General features: G+C 73.4%; 15 protein-coding genes and 2 rRNA genes. 6 read left to right on the forward strand and 11 right to left on the reverse strand.

The genetic code is table 11. The features are described 5' to 3' along the window. The first annotated feature begins 458 nt into the window (after positions 1 to 458). Positions 459 to 794: a hypothetical protein gene (locus ACIODU_RS28540; RefSeq protein ID WP_401771051.1), complete on the forward strand. Its 336-nt coding sequence runs from the start codon at positions 459 to 461 to the stop codon at positions 792 to 794. A 185-nt stretch (positions 795 to 979) separates the two neighbouring features. On the opposite strand, the gene ACIODU_RS28545 is transcribed toward ACIODU_RS28540, so the two are convergent. Then, positions 980 to 1,606 (reverse strand): NUDIX hydrolase, encoded by a 627-nt coding sequence (locus ACIODU_RS28545; protein WP_356431854.1) that lies wholly within the window; start codon positions 1,604 to 1,606, stop codon positions 980 to 982. A 99-nt stretch (positions 1,607 to 1,705) separates the two neighbouring features. Continuing rightward, positions 1,706 to 3,376 (reverse strand): CTP synthase, encoded by a 1,671-nt coding sequence (locus tag ACIODU_RS28550; protein WP_356431852.1) that lies wholly within the window; start codon positions 3,374 to 3,376, stop codon positions 1,706 to 1,708. A 452-nt stretch (positions 3,377 to 3,828) separates the two neighbouring features. Here ACIODU_RS28550 and ACIODU_RS28555 point away from each other — a divergent pair, with 452 nt between their 5' ends. Together ACIODU_RS28555 and ACIODU_RS28560 are read left to right on the forward strand one after the other, a co-directional pair. Further along, complete coding sequence (locus tag ACIODU_RS28555; RefSeq protein ID WP_356431885.1) at positions 3,829 to 5,637, forward strand: glycoside hydrolase family 15 protein; 1,809 nt, start codon at positions 3,829 to 3,831, stop codon at positions 5,635 to 5,637. A gap of 98 nt (positions 5,638 to 5,735) precedes the next feature. Then, a complete protein-coding gene (locus ACIODU_RS28560) occupies positions 5,736 to 7,385 on the forward strand; it encodes a PucR family transcriptional regulator (protein WP_401771054.1) in 1,650 nt (549 codons plus the stop codon). 41 nt (positions 7,386 to 7,426) lie between these two features. Here the strand turns inward: ACIODU_RS28560 and ACIODU_RS28565 are convergent, their stop codons facing one another. The 5 genes from ACIODU_RS28565 to ACIODU_RS28585 all read right to left on the reverse strand — a co-directional run bounded on the left by ACIODU_RS28565 (position 7,427) and on the right by ACIODU_RS28585 (position 12,786). After that, positions 7,427 to 8,515, reverse strand: a complete 1,089-nt coding sequence (locus ACIODU_RS28565) for a glycosyltransferase family 4 protein (protein ID WP_356431848.1) — start codon at positions 8,513 to 8,515, stop codon at positions 7,427 to 7,429. 150 nt (positions 8,516 to 8,665) lie between these two features. Next, positions 8,666 to 10,438, reverse strand: a complete 1,773-nt coding sequence (gene recN / locus ACIODU_RS28570; RefSeq protein WP_356431846.1) for a DNA repair protein RecN — start codon at positions 10,436 to 10,438, stop codon at positions 8,666 to 8,668. A gap of 143 nt (positions 10,439 to 10,581) precedes the next feature. Continuing rightward, positions 10,582 to 11,601, reverse strand: a complete 1,020-nt coding sequence (locus ACIODU_RS28575; protein ID WP_401771058.1) for an NAD kinase — start codon at positions 11,599 to 11,601, stop codon at positions 10,582 to 10,584. Then, complete coding sequence (locus ACIODU_RS28580) at positions 11,598 to 12,413, reverse strand: TlyA family RNA methyltransferase (RefSeq protein WP_401771061.1); 816 nt, start codon at positions 12,411 to 12,413, stop codon at positions 11,598 to 11,600. The genes ACIODU_RS28575 and ACIODU_RS28580 overlap by 4 nt, the downstream gene beginning before the upstream one ends. Positions 12,414 to 12,420: 7 nt before the next feature. Continuing rightward, the gene (locus ACIODU_RS28585) at positions 12,421 to 12,786 is read right to left on the reverse strand and encodes a hypothetical protein (protein WP_356431842.1); all 366 of its coding nucleotides are present in this window, start codon (positions 12,784 to 12,786) and stop codon (positions 12,421 to 12,423) included. A 42-nt stretch (positions 12,787 to 12,828) separates the two neighbouring features. On the opposite strand from ACIODU_RS28585, the gene ACIODU_RS28590 reads away from it, so the two are divergent. Beyond that, a complete protein-coding gene (locus tag ACIODU_RS28590; protein WP_356431840.1) occupies positions 12,829 to 13,176 on the forward strand; it encodes a sterol-binding protein in 348 nt (115 codons plus the stop codon). A gap of 116 nt (positions 13,177 to 13,292) precedes the next feature. Continuing rightward, positions 13,293 to 14,156 carry a siderophore-interacting protein gene (locus ACIODU_RS28595; RefSeq protein WP_401771064.1) on the forward strand — a complete coding sequence of 288 codons (864 nt, stop codon included), beginning with the start codon at positions 13,293 to 13,295 and terminating at the stop codon, positions 14,154 to 14,156. Between the two features lie 116 nt (positions 14,157 to 14,272). Here ACIODU_RS28595 and ACIODU_RS28600 read toward each other — a convergent pair whose 3' ends face one another. Beyond that, positions 14,273 to 15,304: an HAD-IIA family hydrolase gene (locus ACIODU_RS28600; RefSeq protein ID WP_356431836.1), complete on the reverse strand. Its 1,032-nt coding sequence runs from the start codon at positions 15,302 to 15,304 to the stop codon at positions 14,273 to 14,275. 73 nt (positions 15,305 to 15,377) lie between these two features. Here ACIODU_RS28600 and ACIODU_RS28605 point away from each other — a divergent pair, with 73 nt between their 5' ends. Continuing rightward, complete coding sequence (locus ACIODU_RS28605; RefSeq protein ID WP_401771067.1) at positions 15,378 to 16,682, forward strand: DUF1015 family protein; 1,305 nt, start codon at positions 15,378 to 15,380, stop codon at positions 16,680 to 16,682. 65 nt (positions 16,683 to 16,747) lie between these two features. On the opposite strand, the gene ACIODU_RS28610 is transcribed toward ACIODU_RS28605, so the two are convergent. The 3 genes from ACIODU_RS28610 to ACIODU_RS28620 form a co-directional block, all read right to left on the reverse strand. Continuing rightward, the gene (locus tag ACIODU_RS28610; RefSeq protein ID WP_401771093.1) at positions 16,748 to 17,518 is read right to left on the reverse strand and encodes a hypothetical protein; all 771 of its coding nucleotides are present in this window, start codon (positions 17,516 to 17,518) and stop codon (positions 16,748 to 16,750) included. A 1,366-nt stretch (positions 17,519 to 18,884) separates the two neighbouring features. Then, positions 18,885 to 19,001: ribosomal RNA gene (gene rrf, locus ACIODU_RS28615) — 5S ribosomal RNA — on the reverse strand. 110 nt (positions 19,002 to 19,111) lie between these two features. Continuing rightward, positions 19,112 to 19,185: ribosomal RNA gene (locus ACIODU_RS28620) — 23S ribosomal RNA — on the reverse strand; the annotation flags it as partial.

Genomic DNA, 19,185 nt, shown 5'->3' on the forward strand with positions numbered 1-19,185 from the left:
CTTGAGGACGAATCCCGGCCGCGAGGCCGGGCACCCCGTCCGCAGGCGCAGCCTCCGGCGACAACTCCTGCGTGGAAGCCGCCCCGGGCCGGGCAACATCAAGCCCGTCCGGCGCTTGAGGACAAACCCCGGCCACAGGACCGGGCACCCCACCCGCAGCCTCCGGCAACGACCCACGCGCGGAAGCCAACCCAGAGCGGCCAACATCAAGCCCGTCCGGCGCTTGAGGACGACCCCCCGCCGCAGCACCGGGCGCCCCGTCCGCAGGCGCGACCTCCGGCGACAACTCCCGCGCGGAAGCCAACCCAGGCCGGGCAACATCAAGCCCGTCCGGCGATTGAGGACGAACCCCGGCCGCGAGGCCGGGCAACTCGCCCGTAGAAGCCGACCCACGGCGGCCAGATTCAAGCCCGTCCGGCGATTGAGGACAAAGCCCGGCCGCGGGGTCCGTGGTGGTCGTGGCAACCGGCTCCTCCGCGACGGGCGAGGAGCCCGGCCCCGCACCGACCGGCACCGGCGGCCCCGCCGCCGTTCCGTCGGAGTCCGTCACGTCCACCCCACCCGCCACCGCCGTGCCCACGTCTTCCCCGGCCGGCACCGCCGTGCCCACCGCCTTCTTCGCCGCGCGAGGGCGCTTCCCGTCACCCTTCGCGCCCTTCCCCGACCCGGTCTTCCCGGTCTTCCCGGACTTCGAGGCCTTCGCGGCCTTCCCGCGACCAGCACCGGCACCCCCGGCGCCCCCGGCGCCGGCCGCGCCGCCCGCGTCCGAGGCGGCGGAGCCGCCCACCGCCTGATCCGTCACGGGCCACGCTCCGTCCGCCTGCGCACGAGCCGAGCCCGGCGGGTCTCCGCGCGGGCGATTCGAGCGTAGTTCACTCTCTGCGACCGACCGGGTGAGGCAGCGCGGACACGTCCCCCAATCGGATCAGCAGTTCTTCAGACCGGATCGGGTGCGAGCGCGAGCAACAAGCGCAACGCCTCAGGACGTGAACGGCCGCGCCGGCCACGGCGCCTCCGCCGGCCGCAGCGCCTCCACCCCGTCCCCCGCCAGCACCGCCGACAGCGCCAGCACCCCCACCGCGAGGCACATGTTGTGCAGTTCGCCCCTGACCACGCCCCGCACCAGCTCGGCCAGTCCCACCCGCGCCAGCTCCATGTCCGCCTCCTCCTCGGCGACCTCGAAGCGCGCGCCCCCCGCCTCCGACAGGTCCCGGGCCAGGAAGATCCGTACCGCCTCGTCCGAGCCGCCGGGCGACGGGTAGACGTCCGTCAGCACCCGCCAGTCCCCGGCCTTGACGTACGCCTCCTCGTACAGCTCCCGCTGCGCCGCGTGCAGCGGATTCTCGCCCGGTACGTCGAGCAGGCCGGCCGGGATCTCCCAGAGCTTGTGGCGCACGGGGTGCCGGTACTGGCGCAGCACCACCACCCGCCCGTCGTCGTCCAGCGCGAGGATCGCCACGGACCCGGGGTGCACCTGGTAGTCGCGGGACACGGTCGCGCCGTCGGGCATGACCACATCATCCGTACGGACGCTGGTCTTGTTCCCGCGGAAGGGGACCTTGGTCGTGGTGACCCGCCACTCTTCCGGAGCGTCCTCGATGGTCATGAAACGTCCTCCCACACAGCAGCGCACCAGCGGAAACCGGGGCGCCGGTCCAGAAGGACCCGCGCCCCGGTGCCTACCGTATCGCTTACGGCGGGACGGTCAGTTGCCCCGCAGCTGCGCCGCCCGGCGCTCCACCGCGGCCTTCACCAGGCCCGCGAACAGCGGGTGCGGCCGGGTCGGCCGGGACCGGAGTTCCGGGTGCGCCTGGGTCGCCACGAGGTACGGGTGCACCTCGCGCGGGTACTCGACGTACTCGACGAGCTTGTTGTCCGGGGACGTACCGGAGAAGACCAGGCCGGCCTTCTTCTCCAGCTCCGCGCGGTACGCGTTGTTGACCTCGTAGCGGTGGCGGTGGCGCTCCTCGACGTACGGCTCACCGGCGTGCACCTCGCGCACGATGGACCCCTCGGCGAGCTTCGCCGGGTACAGGCCGAGCCGCATCGTGCCGCCGAGGTCCCCGGCGCCCTCCACGTACGCGAGCTGCTCCTCCATCGTGGAGATCACCGGATGTGCCGTACCGGAGTCGAACTCGGTGGAGTTGGCGTCCGGGATCTCCGCGACGTTGCGCGCCGCCTCGATCACGATGCACTGGAGCCCCAGGCACAGGCCCAGCAGCGGGACCTTGTTCTCGCGGGCGTACCGGATCGCGCCGACCTTGCCGGTCACGCCCCGCTCGCCGAAGCCGCCTGGGATGAGGATCCCGTCCACGTCCTCCAGCTGCCGCGCGGCGCCCGCCGGGGTCTTGCAGTCGTCCGAGGTGACCCACTTGACCGTGACGCGCGCCCGGTTGGCGAAGCCGCCCGCGCGGATCGCCTCGGTCACCGACAGGTACGCGTCGGGGAGGTCGATGTACTTGCCGACCAGCGCGACCGTGACCTCGTGGTCGGGGTTGTGGACGCGGTCCAGCAGGTCGTCCCAGACCGTCCAGTCCACGTCGCGGAACGGCAGGTCCAGCTTCCGTACGACATAGGCGTCCAGGCCCTCGGTGTGCAGGACCTTCGGGATGTCGTAGATCGACTTGGCGTCGATCGCGGCGACGACGGCGTCCTCGTCCACGTCGCACATCAGCGAGATCTTGCGCTTGATGGACAGCGGCACGTCCCGGTCGGCGCGCAGGACGATCGCGTCGGGCTGGATGCCGATGCTCCGCAGCGCGGCCACCGAGTGCTGGGTCGGCTTGGTCTTCAGCTCGCCGGACGGGCCGATGTACGGCAGCAGGGAGATGTGGACCACGAACACGTTGTCGCGGCCCACCTCGTGGCGCACCTGGCGCACGGTCTCCAGGAAAGGCTGGGACTCGATGTCGCCGACCGTGCCGCCGACCTCGGTGATCACGACGTCGACGTCGTCGGTCGCCATGCGCCGGATGCGGTGCTTGATCTCGTTGGTGATGTGCGGGATGACCTGGACCGTGTCGCCCAGGTACTCGCCGCGCCGCTCCTTGGCGATGACCGTCGAGTAGACCTGGCCGGTGGTGACGTTGGCCGAGCCGTCGAGGTCGACGTCGAGGAAGCGCTCGTAGTGGCCGATGTCCAGGTCGGTCTCGGCGCCGTCGTTGGTGACGAACACCTCACCGTGCTGGAACGGGTTCATCGTGCCGGGGTCGACGTTCAGGTACGGGTCGAGCTTCTGCATGGTGACCCGCAGGCCGCGCGCCTTGAGCAGCGCACCCAGACTGGAGGCGGTCAGGCCCTTGCCGAGGGAGGACGCGACACCCCCGGTGACGAAGATGTGCTTGGTCGTCGAGGGTGTCGAGGATCGGTTCGGCATGGCCAAGACGGGGCTCCCGTGGTCGCGGTCTGAGGTGCGTGCCGGTGCCGGGCCCTGAGAGTCTCGGAGGGAATCTCCGGGAGGCCACCGTCGCTGCGGGTTCGGGGCCTCATTGCTGAGCAAGGGAGTCCACCGGTCCACGGGCTACCAGGGTATCAGCGCCGAAGGGAGGCTGGTTCCGGCCACACGGCGCCCGCTGCCGCACCCCTCGGGTCCCGCCGGATTCCCCGGGATTCCCGCCGCGTCACCCTTGGCTCACCCGTTCGGCGGACCCATGTTGCCGGGAGCGTGGCGCGGAACTCCGAGGTGCGTCGTATCCTGCTCGGACATTCGCTGCCGATGCAGGCCGGCAAACGGCACCACCCCGCCCGTGTTCCCGGAAAACATGCTCGTCAACGACCCTTAGACCGCAGTTATCGCCCTTCGGGGCGAACGTGGCCGTTCGACTGGAGATGCACGTGGCCGGGCGCATCGAGGATTACGCACTCATCGGAGACATGCAGACCGCCGCCCTGGTCTGCCGGGACGGCACAGTCGACTGGCTGTGCCTGCCCCGCTTCGACTCACACGCCGTTTTCGCGGCCCTGCTCGGTACGGACGAGCACGGCTTCTGGCGGCTCGGACCCGCGTACGCGGCGGGTTCCGAGCCCCCGAGGGCGGCACGCCGCCACTACCGCGGCGATTCGCTGATCCTGGAATCGGAGTGGGACACGCCGCGCGGCACGGTCCGCGTGACGGACTTCATGCCGCCCCGCGACGGCGCCCCGCAGCTCATCCGGATCGTGGAGGGCGTCAGCGGCCGGGTGCCCATGCGCTCCGCCCTGCGGATGCGGTTCAGCTACGGCCGGGTGACCCCGTGGGTCCACAAGGTCGACAACCGTACGGTCGCCGTCGCGGGCCCCGACTCGGTCTGGCTGGACACCGAGGCGGAGACGTACGGCGAGGACCTCACGACGTACTCCGACTTCACCGTGGCGCCCGGCGACCGCGTCGCCTTCACGATCAGCTGGCAGCCCTCGCACAAGGAGCCGCCCGCGCTGCCCGACCCGGAGGGGTCGCTGGACGCCACCTCCGATTTTTGGCGTGAATGGGTCGAGCACTGTACGTATCACGGCCCTTACCGGGAGGCGGTGATCCGTTCGCTGATCACCCTCAAGGCCCTCACGTACGCGCCGACGGGCGGCATCGTCGCCGCCCCGACGACCTCCCTGCCGGAGGAGATCGGCGGGGTACGGAACTGGGACTACCGCTACACCTGGCTGCGGGACGCCGCGATCACGCTCTCCTCGCTGCTGCGCACCGGCTACCGCGAGGAGGCCCGCGCCTGGCGCGAGTGGCTGCTGCGGGCCGTCGCCGGCGACCCGGAGAACCTTCAGATCATGTACGGCATCGCCGGTGAGCGGGAGTTGGGCGAAGCGGAGCTGGACTGGCTGCCGGGGTACGAGCGTTCGGGCCCGGTCCGGGTCGGCAACGGCGCCGCGCACCAGCTCCAGCTCGACGTGTACGGCGAGGTCACCGAGGCGCTGCACTTGGCGCACATGACGGGCCTGGCCCGCAACGACTACGCCTCGCTGCTCCAGTTGAAGCTGATCCGCTACCTGGAGAAGCACTGGGACCAGCCGGACGAGGGCATCTGGGAGGTCCGCGGGCCGCGCCGGCACTTCGTGCACTCGAAGGTGATGGCGTGGGTCGCGGTCGACCGCACGATCAAGCTCATCGAGTCCGGCGACGCGGACGGGCCGCTGGAGCGCTGGCGCGAGCTGCGGGACGACATCCACCACGACGTCTGCGAGAAGGGGTACGACAAGGAGCGGAACACCTTCACGCAGTCGTACGGCTCCAAGGAGCTGGACGCGTCGCTGCTGCTGATCCCGCAGATGGGCTTCCTCCCGCCGGACGACAAGCGCGTGATCGGCACGATCGAGGCGATCCAGCGGGAGCTGTCCACGGAGGACGGCTTCATCATGCGCTACCCGACCTCCGGCTCCGAGGCGGGCGTGGACGGCCTGGAGGGGGACGAGGGCGCCTTCCTGGCGTGCTCGTTCTGGCTCGCCGACGACCTCGCGATGATCGGCCGGGTCGACGAGGCCCGCAAGCTCTTCGAGCGCCTGCTGGCCCTGCGCAACGACCTGGGCCTGCTGGCGGAGGAGTGGGACCCGCGCCTCAAGCGCCAGGTCGGCAACTTCCCGCAGGCGTTCAGCCACGTGCCCCTCATCGACACGGCACTGCGGCTGACGGCGTCGGGCGCGTACGGGGGCTGAGAGCGGCACCACAGGTGGGGCCCCGTCCTTCCGGGCGGGGCCCGTACACGTGGGTGACCCGGCGACCGGAACGTACCGGTACGGGTAGCCTCCGCCCTATGGAGAGCCAGGACGGGATCACGGTGCAGCGCGCCCTGGAGCTGCCAGGACTCCGTGCCGGGCTGCCCGAGGTCGTCGCGGGCGCGGACCGGCTGAACCGTAGGGTGCGCTGGGTGCACGCCGGGGAGGTGCCGAACATCGCCTCGCTCCTCAAGGGCGGCGAACTGCTCCTCACCACGGGACTGGGCCTCGGCACCCGCCCCGCCGAACAGCGGGCCTTCGTCCGCACGCTGGCCGAGCGCGGGATCGCGGCGCTCGTGGTCGAGCTGGGGCCGAGGTTCGACCGGCTGCCCGCCACGCTCGTGGAGACGGCCGGGGCGGCCGGGCTGCCGCTCGTGCAGCTCCACCGCGAAGTGCCCTTCGTGACGGTGACCGAAGAGGTGCACACCGAGATCGTCAACGGGCACTACGCGCTGCTGCGCCGCGCCGAGGAGGTCCACCGGCGCTGTACGGAGGCGCTGCTCGACGGGGGCGGGGTGCCGCAGGTGCTCCGGATCCTCGCCGACTTCGCCGTCAATCCGGTCTTCCTGGAGACGGCGGAGGGGCGGTTGCTCTACGCGGCGGCCCCGGTGGCGGGACCCGCCTCGGCGCCGGCCGCCGCCGACCCGCTCCAGATCTGGGAGGGGCTGCGCGGGCAGCGCGCGGCCCGGGCGTCGGGGCCGCCGGCGGGCGCCGTGCTGGTGGACGTCCCGGGCGGCGGGCACGGTTCCGGCGCGGTACGGGCCCGGCTGGTCCTCCTCCCCGTGTCGGCGCCGCTGCTGCCGGTGCACCGGATGGCGGCGGAGCGCGCGGCGGGCATCCTCGCGGTCGTGCTCATGCAGGCCCGCCAGGACGAGGAGCTGGCCGCGCGGGGGCGCGGCGACTTCCTCACGGACCTCGCCGAGGGCCGGATCCGCGCCGAGGACGCGCCCGCGCAGGCGAAGGTGCTGGGCTTCAGACCGGGCGACGGGCCGCTGCTCCCCGTGGTGATGCGGCTGGCCCCGGAGCTGTCGCCGTCCGGCACCTGGGCGCTGCTGGCCAGAGCCGTACAGGACGAGCTGTCGTCGTCGGTCGGGGGAGGCGTGCCGGTGCTGCTGGGGGTGCGCCCGGTGGAGGGCCGGGTGCCGCTGCTGGTGGGGCTGCGCTCCGACGGCGAGCGTACGGCGGTGGCGGACCGGGTCGCGGCGGCGCTGCGGGCCGGCGTGGAACGCGCGGGGCTGGAGCGGCCGGGCGCGCGGCCACCGGTCGTGGTGGTCGGGGTCCCCGGCAACTGGGCGGCGGCGAGCGCGGGGCTGCGGCACGCGGCGGAGACCGCGACGGCGGCGCAGGGCCTCACCGACCTGCCGTGGTACGACGCCCGCCGCCTGGACATCGACCTGCTGCTGTGGCGGCTGCGGGACCACCCGGACCTGGCGGCCTTCGTGGACCGCGCGATCGGCCCGCTGCGCGCCCACGACAGGACCGCGCGGCCCGCCCTGCTGCCCACCCTGGAGGTGTTCCTCGCGCACGCGGGCCGCAAGGCGGAGACGGCGCGTGAGCTGCACCTGAACCGCCAGACGCTGTACAACCGGCTGGCGCGGATCGCGGAGCTGCTGGGCACGGACCTGGACGACCCGCAGACGGTGCTCGCCCTGAGCCTGGCGCTGCGCGCCCGGCGTCACGCGCCGTGAGACCGCGGGGCCGGATCCCCCCGCTCAGCGCACCCATCCGCTCAGCGCACCCGTCGCGGCTGCGTCAACTCGTCGTAGACGCTGAGCATCTGGGCGATCGAGTCCTCCTCCGTCGGCCACGTCGCCGCCTGCGCCCGGCCCGCCGCGGCGAGTTCCTTCCTGCGGTCCGCGTCGCCGAGGAGCCGTACCACCGCCGCCGAGAGCGCCACCGCGTCGCCGTACGGCACCCACTCCGCCGCGTCGCCCACCAGATCGGGGTTGCCGCCGACCGCCGTGGCGACCAGGGGGACGCCGAGGCGCAGCGTCTCCTGCGCGAGGACGGAGCGGGCCTCCCAGCGGCTGGTGAGCAGCACCAGGTCGGCGGCGTCGAGGAGTTCGCCGACGTCGTCCCGGCGGCCGACCAGCCGGACGGGCAGGTCCGCGCCGTCGATACGGCGCTGGAGGCGCGCCCGCTCCCGGCCCTCGCCCGCGACGACGAGCAGCGGGACGGGGTCGAGGCCGCGCCACGCGGCGGCGGCGTCGAGCAGGGTGTCGTACCCCTGATGCGGTACGAGCGCGCCGACGGCCATCAGCAACGGGCGGTCGGCCGCGCCCAGTTCGGCGCGGGCCTTGTTCCGGGGACCGTCGGGGAGCGGGCGGGCGGCCGGCACCGCGAGCGGGGCGAGGCGGGCGTCCCGCGCCCCGCGCCGGCGGGCCTGGTCGACCAGCTCCGAGGAGGTGCCGAGGACGACCGCCGCCGTCCTGACGACCCGCCGCTCCAGCAGCCGCGTCAGTGACCCGCGCGCGCCCTCGCCCTGCGAGCGGGTGTGCCAGGTGACGACGAGCGGCACCCGCTGCCCGCCCAGCGCGAGCGCGGTCCGCGCGGCGGCGTGCAGTCCGTGCGCGTGCACCACGTCCGCCCCGGCGCAGGCCGCCCGCAGCGCGGCGACGGCCGCCGGGTCCCCGCGCCTCGGTACGGGTACGTGGTGGGCCCCGGCGCCGCCGTAGTCGTACGAGCGCTCCAGGTCGGCGGGGGCGCACACGGTCACGCGCACTCCCCTGGCGACCAGGCCGGCCGCCAGGGAGCGGACGTGCGCGCTGCTGCCCGCGCTGCCGCCGCCGAGCACCTGGACCGTACGCAGTGGTGTCACGTGGCCAAGGCTCCTGGGTCGGGATCGGGGGGTACGTCAAGGATGCCAGTCCGTACGCACGTTCCGACACCGCGGACGCGTCGTTCGTGTGTCCAGGGCCTCGACTCCCCCACCAGATTCACCCAACCGGGTGACACGCGGAGAGGGAGGTCACCCGGGGCGCGGGCCGTCGGCGCGGGCCGTGGCGAGAAGTTCCTCGGCGTGGGCGCGGGCCGTCTCCGAGTCCTCCTGCCCCGCGAGCATCCGCGACAACTCCCGTACCCGGTCCTCGCCTTCCAGGACCGTCACACCGGAGCGGGTGACCGAGCCGTCGTTGGTCTTCTCGACCAGCAGCTGGCGGTCGGCGAACGCCGCGACCTGGGGGAGGTGGGTGACCACCACCACCTGCGCGGACTGGGCGAGTTTGGCCAGCCGGCGGCCCACCTCGACCGCCGCCTTGCCGCCGACCCCCGCGTCGACCTCGTCGAAGAGGTACGTCGGCACCGGGTCGGAGCCCGCGAAGACCACCTCCACGGCGAGCATCACGCGGGACAGCTCACCGCCCGAGGCGCCCTTGGCGATCGGCCGGGGCTGGGCGCCCGGGTGCGGGGCCAGGAGCAGTTCGACCTCGTCGACGCCGTGCGGGCCGTACACGACCGACCGGCCGCCCACCTCGATGCCGGACGTCTCGTCGGCCGCCTCCGTCTGCCGGATGTCGAACGACACCCGCGCGTGGGGCATGGCCAGCGAGGCCAGTTCCGCCGTGACGGCCTCCGCGAAGAGCGCCGCCGCCGCCGACCTGGCGTCGGTCAACGCCTGGGCGAGGCCGGACAGTTCGGCGCGCAGCGCGTCCCGTTCCGCCGTCAGCTCGCCGATCCGCTCGTCGTCGCCCTCCAGCTCGGCCAGGCGCGCGGTGCTCTCCTCGGCCCAGGCGAGGACACCGTCGATACCGTCGCCGTACGTGCCGTACTTGCGGGTCAGGGAGGTGAGGGACGCCCGGCGCTCCTCCACGGCGGCCAGCCGCAGCGGATCGGCGTCCAGGTTGTCGGCGTATCCCGCCAGCTCCCCGGCGACGTCCGCCAGCAGGATGGAGATCTCCCCCATCCGCTCGGCGAGCCCGGCGAGGGCCGGATCGTGCGCCCGCACGGCGTCCAGGGCCCGCCCCGCGCCCCCGACGAGCATCGTCGCGTCCACGGCCTCCGGGTCCTCGGGGTCGCCCGCGAGCGCCGCGTGGGCGACGGACGCGGCGGAGGCCAGCGCCTCCGCGTGGCCCAGCCGCTCGGCCTCGGCGGCCAGTTCGACGTCCTCGCCCGGCAGCGGCTCGACCCCGGCGATCTCCGCCAGGCCGAAGCGCAGCAGGTCCGCCTCCTGCGCCCGTTCCCTGGCGCGGGTGGTCAGTTCGTCCACCTCGCCGGCGACCGCGCGCAGCCTGCGGTAGGCCGCCGCGTACGTGGCGTGCGGGTCCGTGACCGCCGCGCCCGCGTACCGGTCGAGGGCCTGCCGCTGCCGCGCGGGCCGCAGCAGGCCCTGCTGGTCGGTCTGGCCGTGTACGGCGACGAGGTCGTCCGCCAGTTCGGCCAGCACCCCCACCGGCACGGAACGCCCGCCGATGTGGGCGCGCGAGCGCCCCTCGGCCGAGACGGTCCTGCTGATGAGCAGCGCGCCGTCGTCCAGCTCGGCACCGGCCTCCTCGGCCCGTACCGCCGCCGGATCGCCCGGTGACAGGGTGATCCGCCCCTCGACGACCGCCGCCTTCGCGCCGATCCGCACCAGGGCGGCGTCGGCCCGTCCGCCGAGCAGCAGCCCGAGGCTGGTGACGACCATGGTCTTGCCCGCGCCGGTCTCACCGGTCACCGCCGTGAAGCCGGGCGACAGCTCGACGACCGCGTCGTCGATGACCCCGAGCGACCGTATCCGCATCTCCTCCAACACGGTCATGACCATACGAGGTCCGGGGGCCGCCGTGCGACGGACCCCACCCCCCATTCGCACGGACGTACGGTGTCCGGCCCTCCGTACGACCGGTCGCGCGGCCCTCTCCGTACCTCAGACACCCGCCCTGACCTGCGCACGCCCGCCGGTACGGCTCAGTGCGGCGCCCCGCGCCAGCCGGAGACGGGCAGCGCGAACTTGGCCACCAGCCGGTCCGTGAAGGACGCGTGATGCAGCCGGGCCAGCCGTACGGGCACGGCCCCGCGCCGCACCTCCACCCGCGCGCCCGGCGGCAGCTCGACGGTTCTGCGCCCGTCGCACCACAGGACCCCGTTGGGGGTGTTCGGCTGCACCTCCACCGCCAGGACCGTCGTCGGCGAGGTGACCAGCGGCTTCGCGAACAGCGCGTGGGCGCTGATCGGCACCATCAGCAGCGCCTCCACCTCGGGCCACACCACGGGCCCGCCGGCCGAGAAGGCGTACGCCGTCGAGCCGGTGGGGGTCGCGCAGATGATGCCGTCGCAGCCGAAGCCGGTGACCGGGCGGCCGTCGATCTCCAGGACCACCTCCAGCATCCGTTCGGGGGACACCTTCTGGACGGCCGCCTCGTTGAGCGCCCAGTCCCGGTGGACGATGTCGCCGTTGCTGTGCACGACGACGTCGATCGTCATCCGCTCCTCGACCTCGTAGTCGCGGCTGACGACCCGGGCGACCACCTTGTCCAGGTCGTCGCGCTCCGCCTCGGCGAGGAACCCGACCCGGCCCAGGTTGACGCCGAGCATCGGCACACCGGAGGCGCGGGCGAACGCGGCGCCGCGCAGGAGGGTGCCGTCGCCGCCGAGCACGATCAGCAGCTCACAGCCTTCGAGGACACCGGGGGTGGCCTCGGGAACGGTCTCCACGGCCGACGGCAGCGGCAGGTCGACCGCCTCGCCCGCCAGCACCCGTACCACGATGCCGTTGCGCAGCAGCCCGGTCACGACCAGCTCGGCGCTGCGGATGGCCGCCGGTCTGCCGGTGTGCGCCAGGAGGAAGACGGTGCGTGCTCGGTCGGTGGTGTTCGTGGCCGACGTGGGTGACGTCAACGACGTCGTATTCACGTTCACGGTCGTCGCGGTGTTCGCGGTGTTCGCGGTCGGCATGGTGTTCGCGGTCAACGTGGTGTTCGTGGTCAACGGGGTCCCTCCGCCACTGCACGGTCGACGTCCGCCGGATCGAGTTCGGGCGCTCCGGCGTGGAGCCACAGAAAGTACTCGACGTTCCCGGACGGCCCGGGCAGCGGACTGGCGGTGACACCCCGCACCCCGAGGCCCAGCGCGGCGGCCCGCCGGGCCACGGCCCGTACGGTCTCCGCGCGCAGCTCGGGGCTGCGGACCACGCCTCCGTTGCCCAGCCGCTCCTTGCCGATCTCGAACTGTGGTTTGACCATCAGGACGAGGTCCGCGTCGGGGGCGGCGCAACGCACCATGGCAGGCAGCACCAGGCCGAGCGGGATGAACGAGAGGTCGCCCACGATCAGGTCCACGGGCTCACCTCCGATGTCGTCGAGCGTCAACTCCCGTACGTTCGTACGGTCCTTGACGGTGACCCGTTCATCGCCCCTGAGCGACCAGGCGAGTTGGCCGTATCCGACGTCGACCGCGACCACGTGGCCGGCCCCGGCCCGCAGCAGGACGTCCGTGAAGCCGCCCGTGGAGGCGCCCGCGTCCAGGGCCCTGCGGCCCTCGACGGCGAGACCGAGGGGGGTGAACGCGGCGAGGGCACCCGCGAGTTTGTGCCCGCCCCGCGACACGTAGTCGGGATCGCCGTCGTCCTCGGTGACGACCACGGCGGCGCTGGTCTCCACCTGCGTGGCGGATTTGGTCGCGGTGGCACCGCCGACCTTCACCCGGCCCGCGGCGATCAGCTGGCTCGCGTGCTCGCGGGAGCGGGCGAGCTTGCGGCGTACCAGTTCGGCATCGAGACGGCGGCGTGCCAGTCCTGCCACGTTCGGTTCAGCTCCTGTGGTCGTACGCGTGAGGGGGTGCCGGGGGCGCCGGGGGTCCCTGCGGGGCCGGGCGTGCGTCGAGCGCGGTCAGCGCGTCGCGCAGCCCCCGGTGCACATCCTCGTACACCTCCTGGTGCCCGTCGGCGGGGAGGTGGTCGGCGTCGGCCAGCCGCGTGAGCAGCTCGTCCGCGGCGGGGTCGCCGGTCGGCACCCGTTCCACCCCGAGCGGCCGGGGGGCGGCCGGCTCGAAGGCGGGCGGTGGGACGGGCTCTGGGACGGGCGGGGACGCGGGCGCCGGGGAGCCTGTCGTGCCGGGGGCGGGACCGGCCGGGGGCGCCGGGGAGTCGGGTGTGTCCGCCACGGAGTCGTTCATGCCCCGACGCTACCCCGAAGCCCTGCGGTACCGTCGCTCACGATGGCGACGAAGGAGGAGTGCCGCGGCGCACTCGAAAAGCTCTCGGACAATCTCGCGGGCGCGGACGGGGACATCCGTACCGCGGCCGGCTTCGACCGTTCCCTGAGCTGCCACATCACCGATCTGGACCTCACGTTCCGGGGCGAGCTGGTGGGCGGCCGGATCGAGGTGCGGGACAGCGTGCCGGGGCCACCGCCCGACAAGGCGCAGATCCGCCTCGCGATGACGGGGGACGACCTGGTGGCGCTGGTCGACGGCGAGCTGCACTTCGCGCGCGCCTGGGCCTCGGGACGGGTCAGGCTGGAGGCGGGCTTCCGGGACCTGCTGCGCCTGCGCGCGCTGCTCTGACCGCCCGGGAGGCCGACGGCCCGGCCGCGCGAGGGGGCCCGGCTGCGTCCGGGGGGCTGCCGACCCCCCTCTGGTGAGGTTAGCCTTCCCTCGCAAGCATCGAGGAAGGGCACCGTATGAGCACCGTCTCCCACGTCCCGTACCGGTACTTCGACGTTCACGTGGTCCGCACCGAGCGGATCACCCCCGGCACGCTCCGCGTCGTCCTCGGCGGCGCCGGCCTCGCCGCCATGGCCACGGCGGGCCGCGACCAGCGCGTCAAGCTCTTCCTGCCGCACCCCGGCCAGGACGGGCCCGTCATGCCGCCCATGGAGACGGACTCCGACGACTGGTACGAGAACTGGCGCGCGCTCGACCCCGGCGTACGCGGCATCATGCGGACGTACACCGTCCGCGAACTGCGCCGCGAACCGTCGGAGGTGGTCATCGACTTCGCGCTGCACGGCGGTGCGGACGACCCGGGCGCAGGACCCGCCGCGCGCTGGGCCGGTACGGCGGCCCCCGGCGCCCGGCTCGGGCTCCTCGCCCCCGTCGAGGAGGACAACCTCGGCTACGACTTCCGGCCGCCCGCGACCACCGACTGGGTCCTGCTCACCGGCGACGCGTCCGCGCTCCCCGCCCTCGCCGGCATCCTCGAATCCCTGGCCCCCGGCCTCCCGGCCCGCGTCTGGATCGACCTCCACGACCGGGAGGACCGGCAGGACCTCCCCACCAAGGCCGACGCCGAGATCACCTGGCTGGTACGGGACCCGCACGGCGACTCCCCCAGCATCCCCACCACCGCCGACGCGATCCGCGCCGCCACCCTGCCGCCGGGCACGCCGTACGCGTGGGTCGCCGGCGAGTCGGCGACGGTGAAAGCGGTACGGCGCCACCTGGTCGCGGAACGCGGATTCGACCGCAGGGCCGTGAAGTTCACCGGCTACTGGCGGCGGGGGACCTCGGAGGACCAGCTGCTCCAGGCGGACGAGGACGCCTGAGACAGGAACGCCCGGCGGTACGGGCCCGCACCGCCGGGCCCGTACCGCACTCCTCGTAGCACCGTCCTCGTAACACCAGCCTCGTACCAGCAGCCCCGTACCGCCGCCCCCGAGCCCTACAGGCCGAGCCTGGCCAGCGCCTTGCCCGCGTCCAGGTCGGCCGCCCCGTCCCCCGCGTGGGTCCACGCCGCCGCGCACAGCGCCCGCAGCCCGTCCATCGCCCCGCCGTCCCCCGCGAGCGCCAGCTCACCGCCCCGCACGGACGCCGTCCATCCCCCGCAGCCGAACCCGCCCTCCCTCTCGGCGACTTCGGGCTGACCGGTCAGCAACCCCCGCAGATCCGCGTCCACATACGTCGGCCGGTGCGCGGGCTCCGCCGCGAGCAGCCGCGCCGCGTCCGTCACCCCGGTCAGGACCAGCAGCGAGTCGACCCCGCCGTTGAACGCGCCCTCGATGTCCGTGTCCAGCCGGTCCCCGACGACCAACGGCCGCTCCGCTCCGGTACGGAGGATCGTCTCGCGGTGCATCGGAGGCAGCGGCTTCCCCGCGACCCGCGGCTCCGCCCCCGTCGCGATCCGCACGACCTCGACGGCCGCGCCGTTGCCCGGCGCGATCCCCCGCGCGCTCGGAATCGTCAGATCCGTGTTGGAGGCGAACCACGGAACGCCCCGCGCGATGGCGTAACCGGCCTCCGCGAACCGCCCCCAGGCCAGGTCGGGCCCGCCGTACCCCTGCGCCACCGCGACCGGCCCGTCGTCGGCCGACTCGACGGGTTCGAGGCCGCGTTCGCGCAGCGCGACCCGCAGCCCCTCACCTCCGATGACCAACACCTTGGAGCCGTCGGGCACTTGCTCGGCGATCAGCCGGGCGACCGCCTGCGCCGAGGTGATCACATCGGCGGGATCGGCCGGCACTCCCAGCTCCGTCAGGTGCGCGGCGACGGCGTCCGGGGGGCGCAGGGCGTTGTTGGTGACGTACGCCAGGCGCATTCCCGCGTCCCGGGCCGTGCCCAGCGCGTCCACCGCGTGCGCGATGGCCTCCCCGCCCGTGTACACCACCCCGTCGAGGTCGAGCAGCGCTGTGTCGTACGCCTCGTTCAGCGGTGTCGTACTGCCGCGGGGGCTGGTCGTGCTCTGCTGCTCGCTCATCGAGTCTTCCGCTCCTCGCTCGGGACATCTCCCTCGATCATCGCTCATCCCGTACCCCACATACGATGCACGGATGAACACCACAGGTCCGCCGGACGCGAACAGAGGGCTGCGCCTGATCCCGATCCGCGGACTGCGCTACGTCCCCGAGCGGGTGGGCAGCCTGTCCGCCGTGACCTCACCGCCGTACGACGTGGTCATCAGGCCCGACGGACTCCACCACCTGGAGTCGGCGGACCCGCACAACATCGTCCGGCTGATCCTGCCGCAGGCCGCCACCGCCGCGGAGAGGCACCGGCAGGCGGCGCAGACGCTCGCGGCGTGGCTGGCGGAGGGGATCCTCGCCGCCGATCCCGAACCCGCCCTGTACGTCTACGAGCAGCGCAGGGGCGACCTGCTGCAACGCGGGGTCATCGGGGCGCTGGAGCTGTCCGTACCGGCCGACGGGATCGTCCTGCCGCACGAGGACGTGATGCCGGACGTGGTGGAGGACCGGGCGGCCCTGATGCGGACGACGGCGGCGAACCTCGAACCTCTGCTGCTGACGTACCGATCGGAAGACGCCACCCCTGGCACGGAAACGGACACGACCGGTACGGGCGCGGTCATCGGACGCACCCTCAGCCGGCCGCCGCTCCTCGCCACCACGACGGAGGACGGCTTCGCCCACCGCCTGTGGTCCGTCTCGGACCCCGCCGACCTCGCCGAGATCCGCACCGACCTCGCGCGCCACCAGGCGCTCATCGCCGACGGGCACCACCGCTGGGCGACGTACCTGCGGCTGCGCAGCGAGCATCCGGCGGGCAGCCCCTGGGACTTCGGTCTTGTCCTGCTGATCGACACGGCCCGCTACCCGCTCCAGGTCCGCGCCATCCACCGGCTGCTGCACCGGCTCCCGGTCGCGCGGGCCGTCGACGCGATCGGGGACGCGTTCCGGGTCCGTACGCTCGACGTCGCGCTGCCGGAGGCTTTGGCCGTGCTGGCGGAGGCCGCGTCGGAGAGCAACGCGTTCCTGCTGGCCGGGGACGGCCGCTTCCACCTGGTGGACCGCCCGGACGAGGGCCTGCTGGCCCGTACGGTACCGGCGGAACACCCCGCCGCCTGGCGGGAACTGGACGCGACGGTCCTGCACGCCACGCTGCTCGATCACCTCTGGCGGATCCCGGACGCGCCCGAGCACATCGCCTATCTGCACGACACGGCGGCGGCCGTCACCCAGGCCGAACGGGTCGGGGGGACGGCGGTGCTGATGCATCCGGTCCGCGAGGAGGTCGTACGGGACCTGGCGCGCCAGGGGGTCACGATGCCGCGCAAGTCGACGTCGTTCGGCCCCAAGCCGGCGACGGGGCTGGTCCTGCGGAGCCTGACGCTGGGCTGAGGGCTGAGACGGGAAAAGGCGAGGGGGCGGCACCCCGGTCGGGTGCCGCCCCCTCACCTCACCGCTCAGTGCTTGGTGTCGCCGACCTCGTCATCGTCTTCTTCGTCGTCTTCTTCGTCTTCTTCGTCGTCATCCAGATCGGCCGCGACCTCGACGTCAACGTCGTCGTTGTCGGCCTCGTCGTCATCGTCGTCCTCGTCATCGACCAGGGCGTCGACGAACTCGACTCCGTCCAGCTCGGCGAGACGGTCCGAGGCGTCCGTCGCGCCGTCCTTGTCCGCCTCGACGGTCCTGCCGAACCATTCGCGCGCCTCGTCCTCACGCCCGGCCGACAGCAGGGCGTCGGCGTAGGCGTAGCGAAGACGGGCGGTCCACGGCTGTACGGAGTGGGACGCCAGCTCGGGACCCTGCAACGTGACGATGGCGGCCTCGATCTGCCCCATGTCCCGCCGCGCTCCGGCCGCGACCATCCGCATCTCGACCTGACCGGCCTTGTCGAGCTTGGCCACCTCGGGTTCGCCGGCCATCGCCATCGCGCGCTCCGGACGGCCGAGGCCGCGCTCGCAGTCCGCCATGACGGGCCACAGGTCGACGTTCCCGGTCATCCGCTTCGCGGCCCGGAACTCGGCCAGCGCTTCCGCGTACTTCTGGGTGGCGTACGCGGCGAAGCCGGCCGCCTCGCGGACGGCCGCGACCCGGGAGGCGAGCCGCAGGGCGATACGGGAGTACGCGTACGCCTGCTCGGGGTCGTCGTCGATCAGCTGGGCGACCATGACGAGGTTCCTGGCGACGTCGTCGGCGAGCGTCTTGGGCAGGCTCATCAGCTCCTGCCGCACGCTCTTGTCGACCTCGTAACCGGTGATCTCGTCGGGGATCGGCAGCCGCTTGATGGGCTCCCGGTCGCGCTCGCGCTCGTCGCGCCGCGCGTAGCCGGTCCCGCGCTCGCCGTCCCGGCTGCCGTAGCCGCCGCCGGGGCGCCCGCCCCGGTCGTCGCGGCGGGCGTACCCACCGCCGCCGGACGCGGGACGGCCACCACGGTCGTTGCCGCGGTCGTTGTCCCGGCGGGGGCCGCTGCCGCCCGGCCGGTCGTCGCGGCGCTGGTAACCGCCGCCCGTGCCACCGCCGGTGGGCCGGCCGCCACGGTCGTCACGACGGGGCCCACTGGTGGACCGGTCGTCACGACGGAAACCGGACCGGTCGTCGTCACGGCGAGGGGTGCTGGGGCGTTCGTCACGACGGTCGTCGCGGCGGAACGCGGGCCGGTCGTCGTCGCGCCGGGGCGTGCTGGGCCGGTCGTCGCGGCGCTGGAAGCCGCCGCCACCGCCCCGGTTGTCGTCCCGCTTGAAGGCAGGACGGTCGTGGGTGTCACGGCGGGGGGCACTGGACCGGTCGTCGCGCCGGGGACCACCGGAGCGGTCGTCACGGCGCTGGTAACCGCCGCCGGTCCCACCGCCGGTGGGCCGCCCGCCACGGTCGTCGTCCCGCCGGGGGCCACTGCCGCCCGGCCGGTCGTCACGGCGCTGGTAACCGCCGCCCGTGCCACCGCCGGTGGGCCGGCCGCCCCGGTCGTCACGACGGGCGGGGCCCCCACCCGTGCTGGGCCGACCGCCGCCGAAGCCACCGGAACCGCTGGGACGGCCACCGCGGTCGTCCTCACGGCGCGGACCGCTGCCGGCCGGCCGGTCGTCGCGGCGCGGACCGCTCGGGCGGTCGTCACGCCGGTCGCCACGGAACGAGGGCCTGCCTTCGCCACGGTCGTCACGACGGGGGCCCGAGGGCCGGTCGTCACGCCGCTGGAAGCCGCCACCACCGCCGCTGCCAGCGCCGGTGGGCCGACCGGTCCCCCGGTCGTCGCGGCGAGGGGCTCCGCCACCGGTGCTCGGCCGGCCGCCCGTGCTGGGCCTGCCGCCCGTACCACCGCGACCACTACCGGCACCGCCGGACGCGCCCGCACCCGCGGGACGGCCGCCGCGGAACCCGCCCCGGTCGCCACCGCTGTCCCTACTGCGACGTGGCTCGCGCTCAGGTCGGTCGTCGGAGGAATTGGGGGACATCGGTGGCTCCTGTCTGCGGGTACCGCAGTAATTCTCGCGCGGCCGACCTTCGGACGCGCGTCGGGAAAGAAGTACGGAAGAAAAACGGGAAAAACAAAAAGGACCCTTGGTCCAGCATGAACGCTGGACCAAGGGTCCTTGAAAGATTGTTCGGCGGCGTCCTACTCTCCCACAGGGTCCCCCCTGCAGTACCATCGGCGCTGTGAGGCTTAGCTTCCGGGTTCGGAATGTAACCGGGCGTTTCCCTCACGCTGTGACCACCGAAACCCTATCGGGCTCTAGCGAACAAGCACACTCTTCAATTGAGTAAAAGACGCTAGTTCAACCGGTGCGACAGTTCGCAACCCGGGAACTACACAGTGGACGCGAGCAACTGAGGACAAGCCCTCGGCCTATTAGTACCAGTCAGCTTCAACCGTTACCGGTCTTCCACATCTGGCCTATCAACC

It is taken from the genome of Streptomyces sp. NPDC088261 (genome assembly GCF_044740805.1).
Taxonomy (GTDB): domain Bacteria; phylum Actinomycetota; class Actinomycetes; order Streptomycetales; family Streptomycetaceae; genus Streptomyces.

Excerpts from the sequence above, each read along its gene's own strand:
- ACIODU_RS28545 (WP_356431854.1), bottom strand. The coding sequence starts at position 1,606 with ATGACCATCGAGGACGCTCCGGAAGAGTGGCGGGTCACCACGACCAAG.
- ACIODU_RS28550 (WP_356431852.1), bottom strand. The coding sequence starts at position 3,376 with ATGCCGAACCGATCCTCGACACCCTCGACGACCAAGCACATCTTCGTC.
- ACIODU_RS28555 (WP_356431885.1), top strand. The coding sequence starts at position 3,829 with ATGCACGTGGCCGGGCGCATCGAGGATTACGCACTCATCGGAGACATG.
- ACIODU_RS28560 (WP_401771054.1), top strand. The coding sequence starts at position 5,736 with ATGGAGAGCCAGGACGGGATCACGGTGCAGCGCGCCCTGGAGCTGCCA.
- recN (WP_356431846.1), bottom strand. The coding sequence starts at position 10,438 with ATGGTCATGACCGTGTTGGAGGAGATGCGGATACGGTCGCTCGGGGTC.
- ACIODU_RS28585 (WP_356431842.1), bottom strand. The coding sequence starts at position 12,786 with ATGAACGACTCCGTGGCGGACACACCCGACTCCCCGGCGCCCCCGGCC.
- ACIODU_RS28590 (WP_356431840.1), top strand. The coding sequence starts at position 12,829 with ATGGCGACGAAGGAGGAGTGCCGCGGCGCACTCGAAAAGCTCTCGGAC.
- ACIODU_RS28595 (WP_401771064.1), top strand. The coding sequence starts at position 13,293 with ATGAGCACCGTCTCCCACGTCCCGTACCGGTACTTCGACGTTCACGTG.
- ACIODU_RS28600 (WP_356431836.1), bottom strand. The coding sequence starts at position 15,304 with ATGAGCGAGCAGCAGAGCACGACCAGCCCCCGCGGCAGTACGACACCG.
- ACIODU_RS28605 (WP_401771067.1), top strand. The coding sequence starts at position 15,378 with ATGAACACCACAGGTCCGCCGGACGCGAACAGAGGGCTGCGCCTGATC.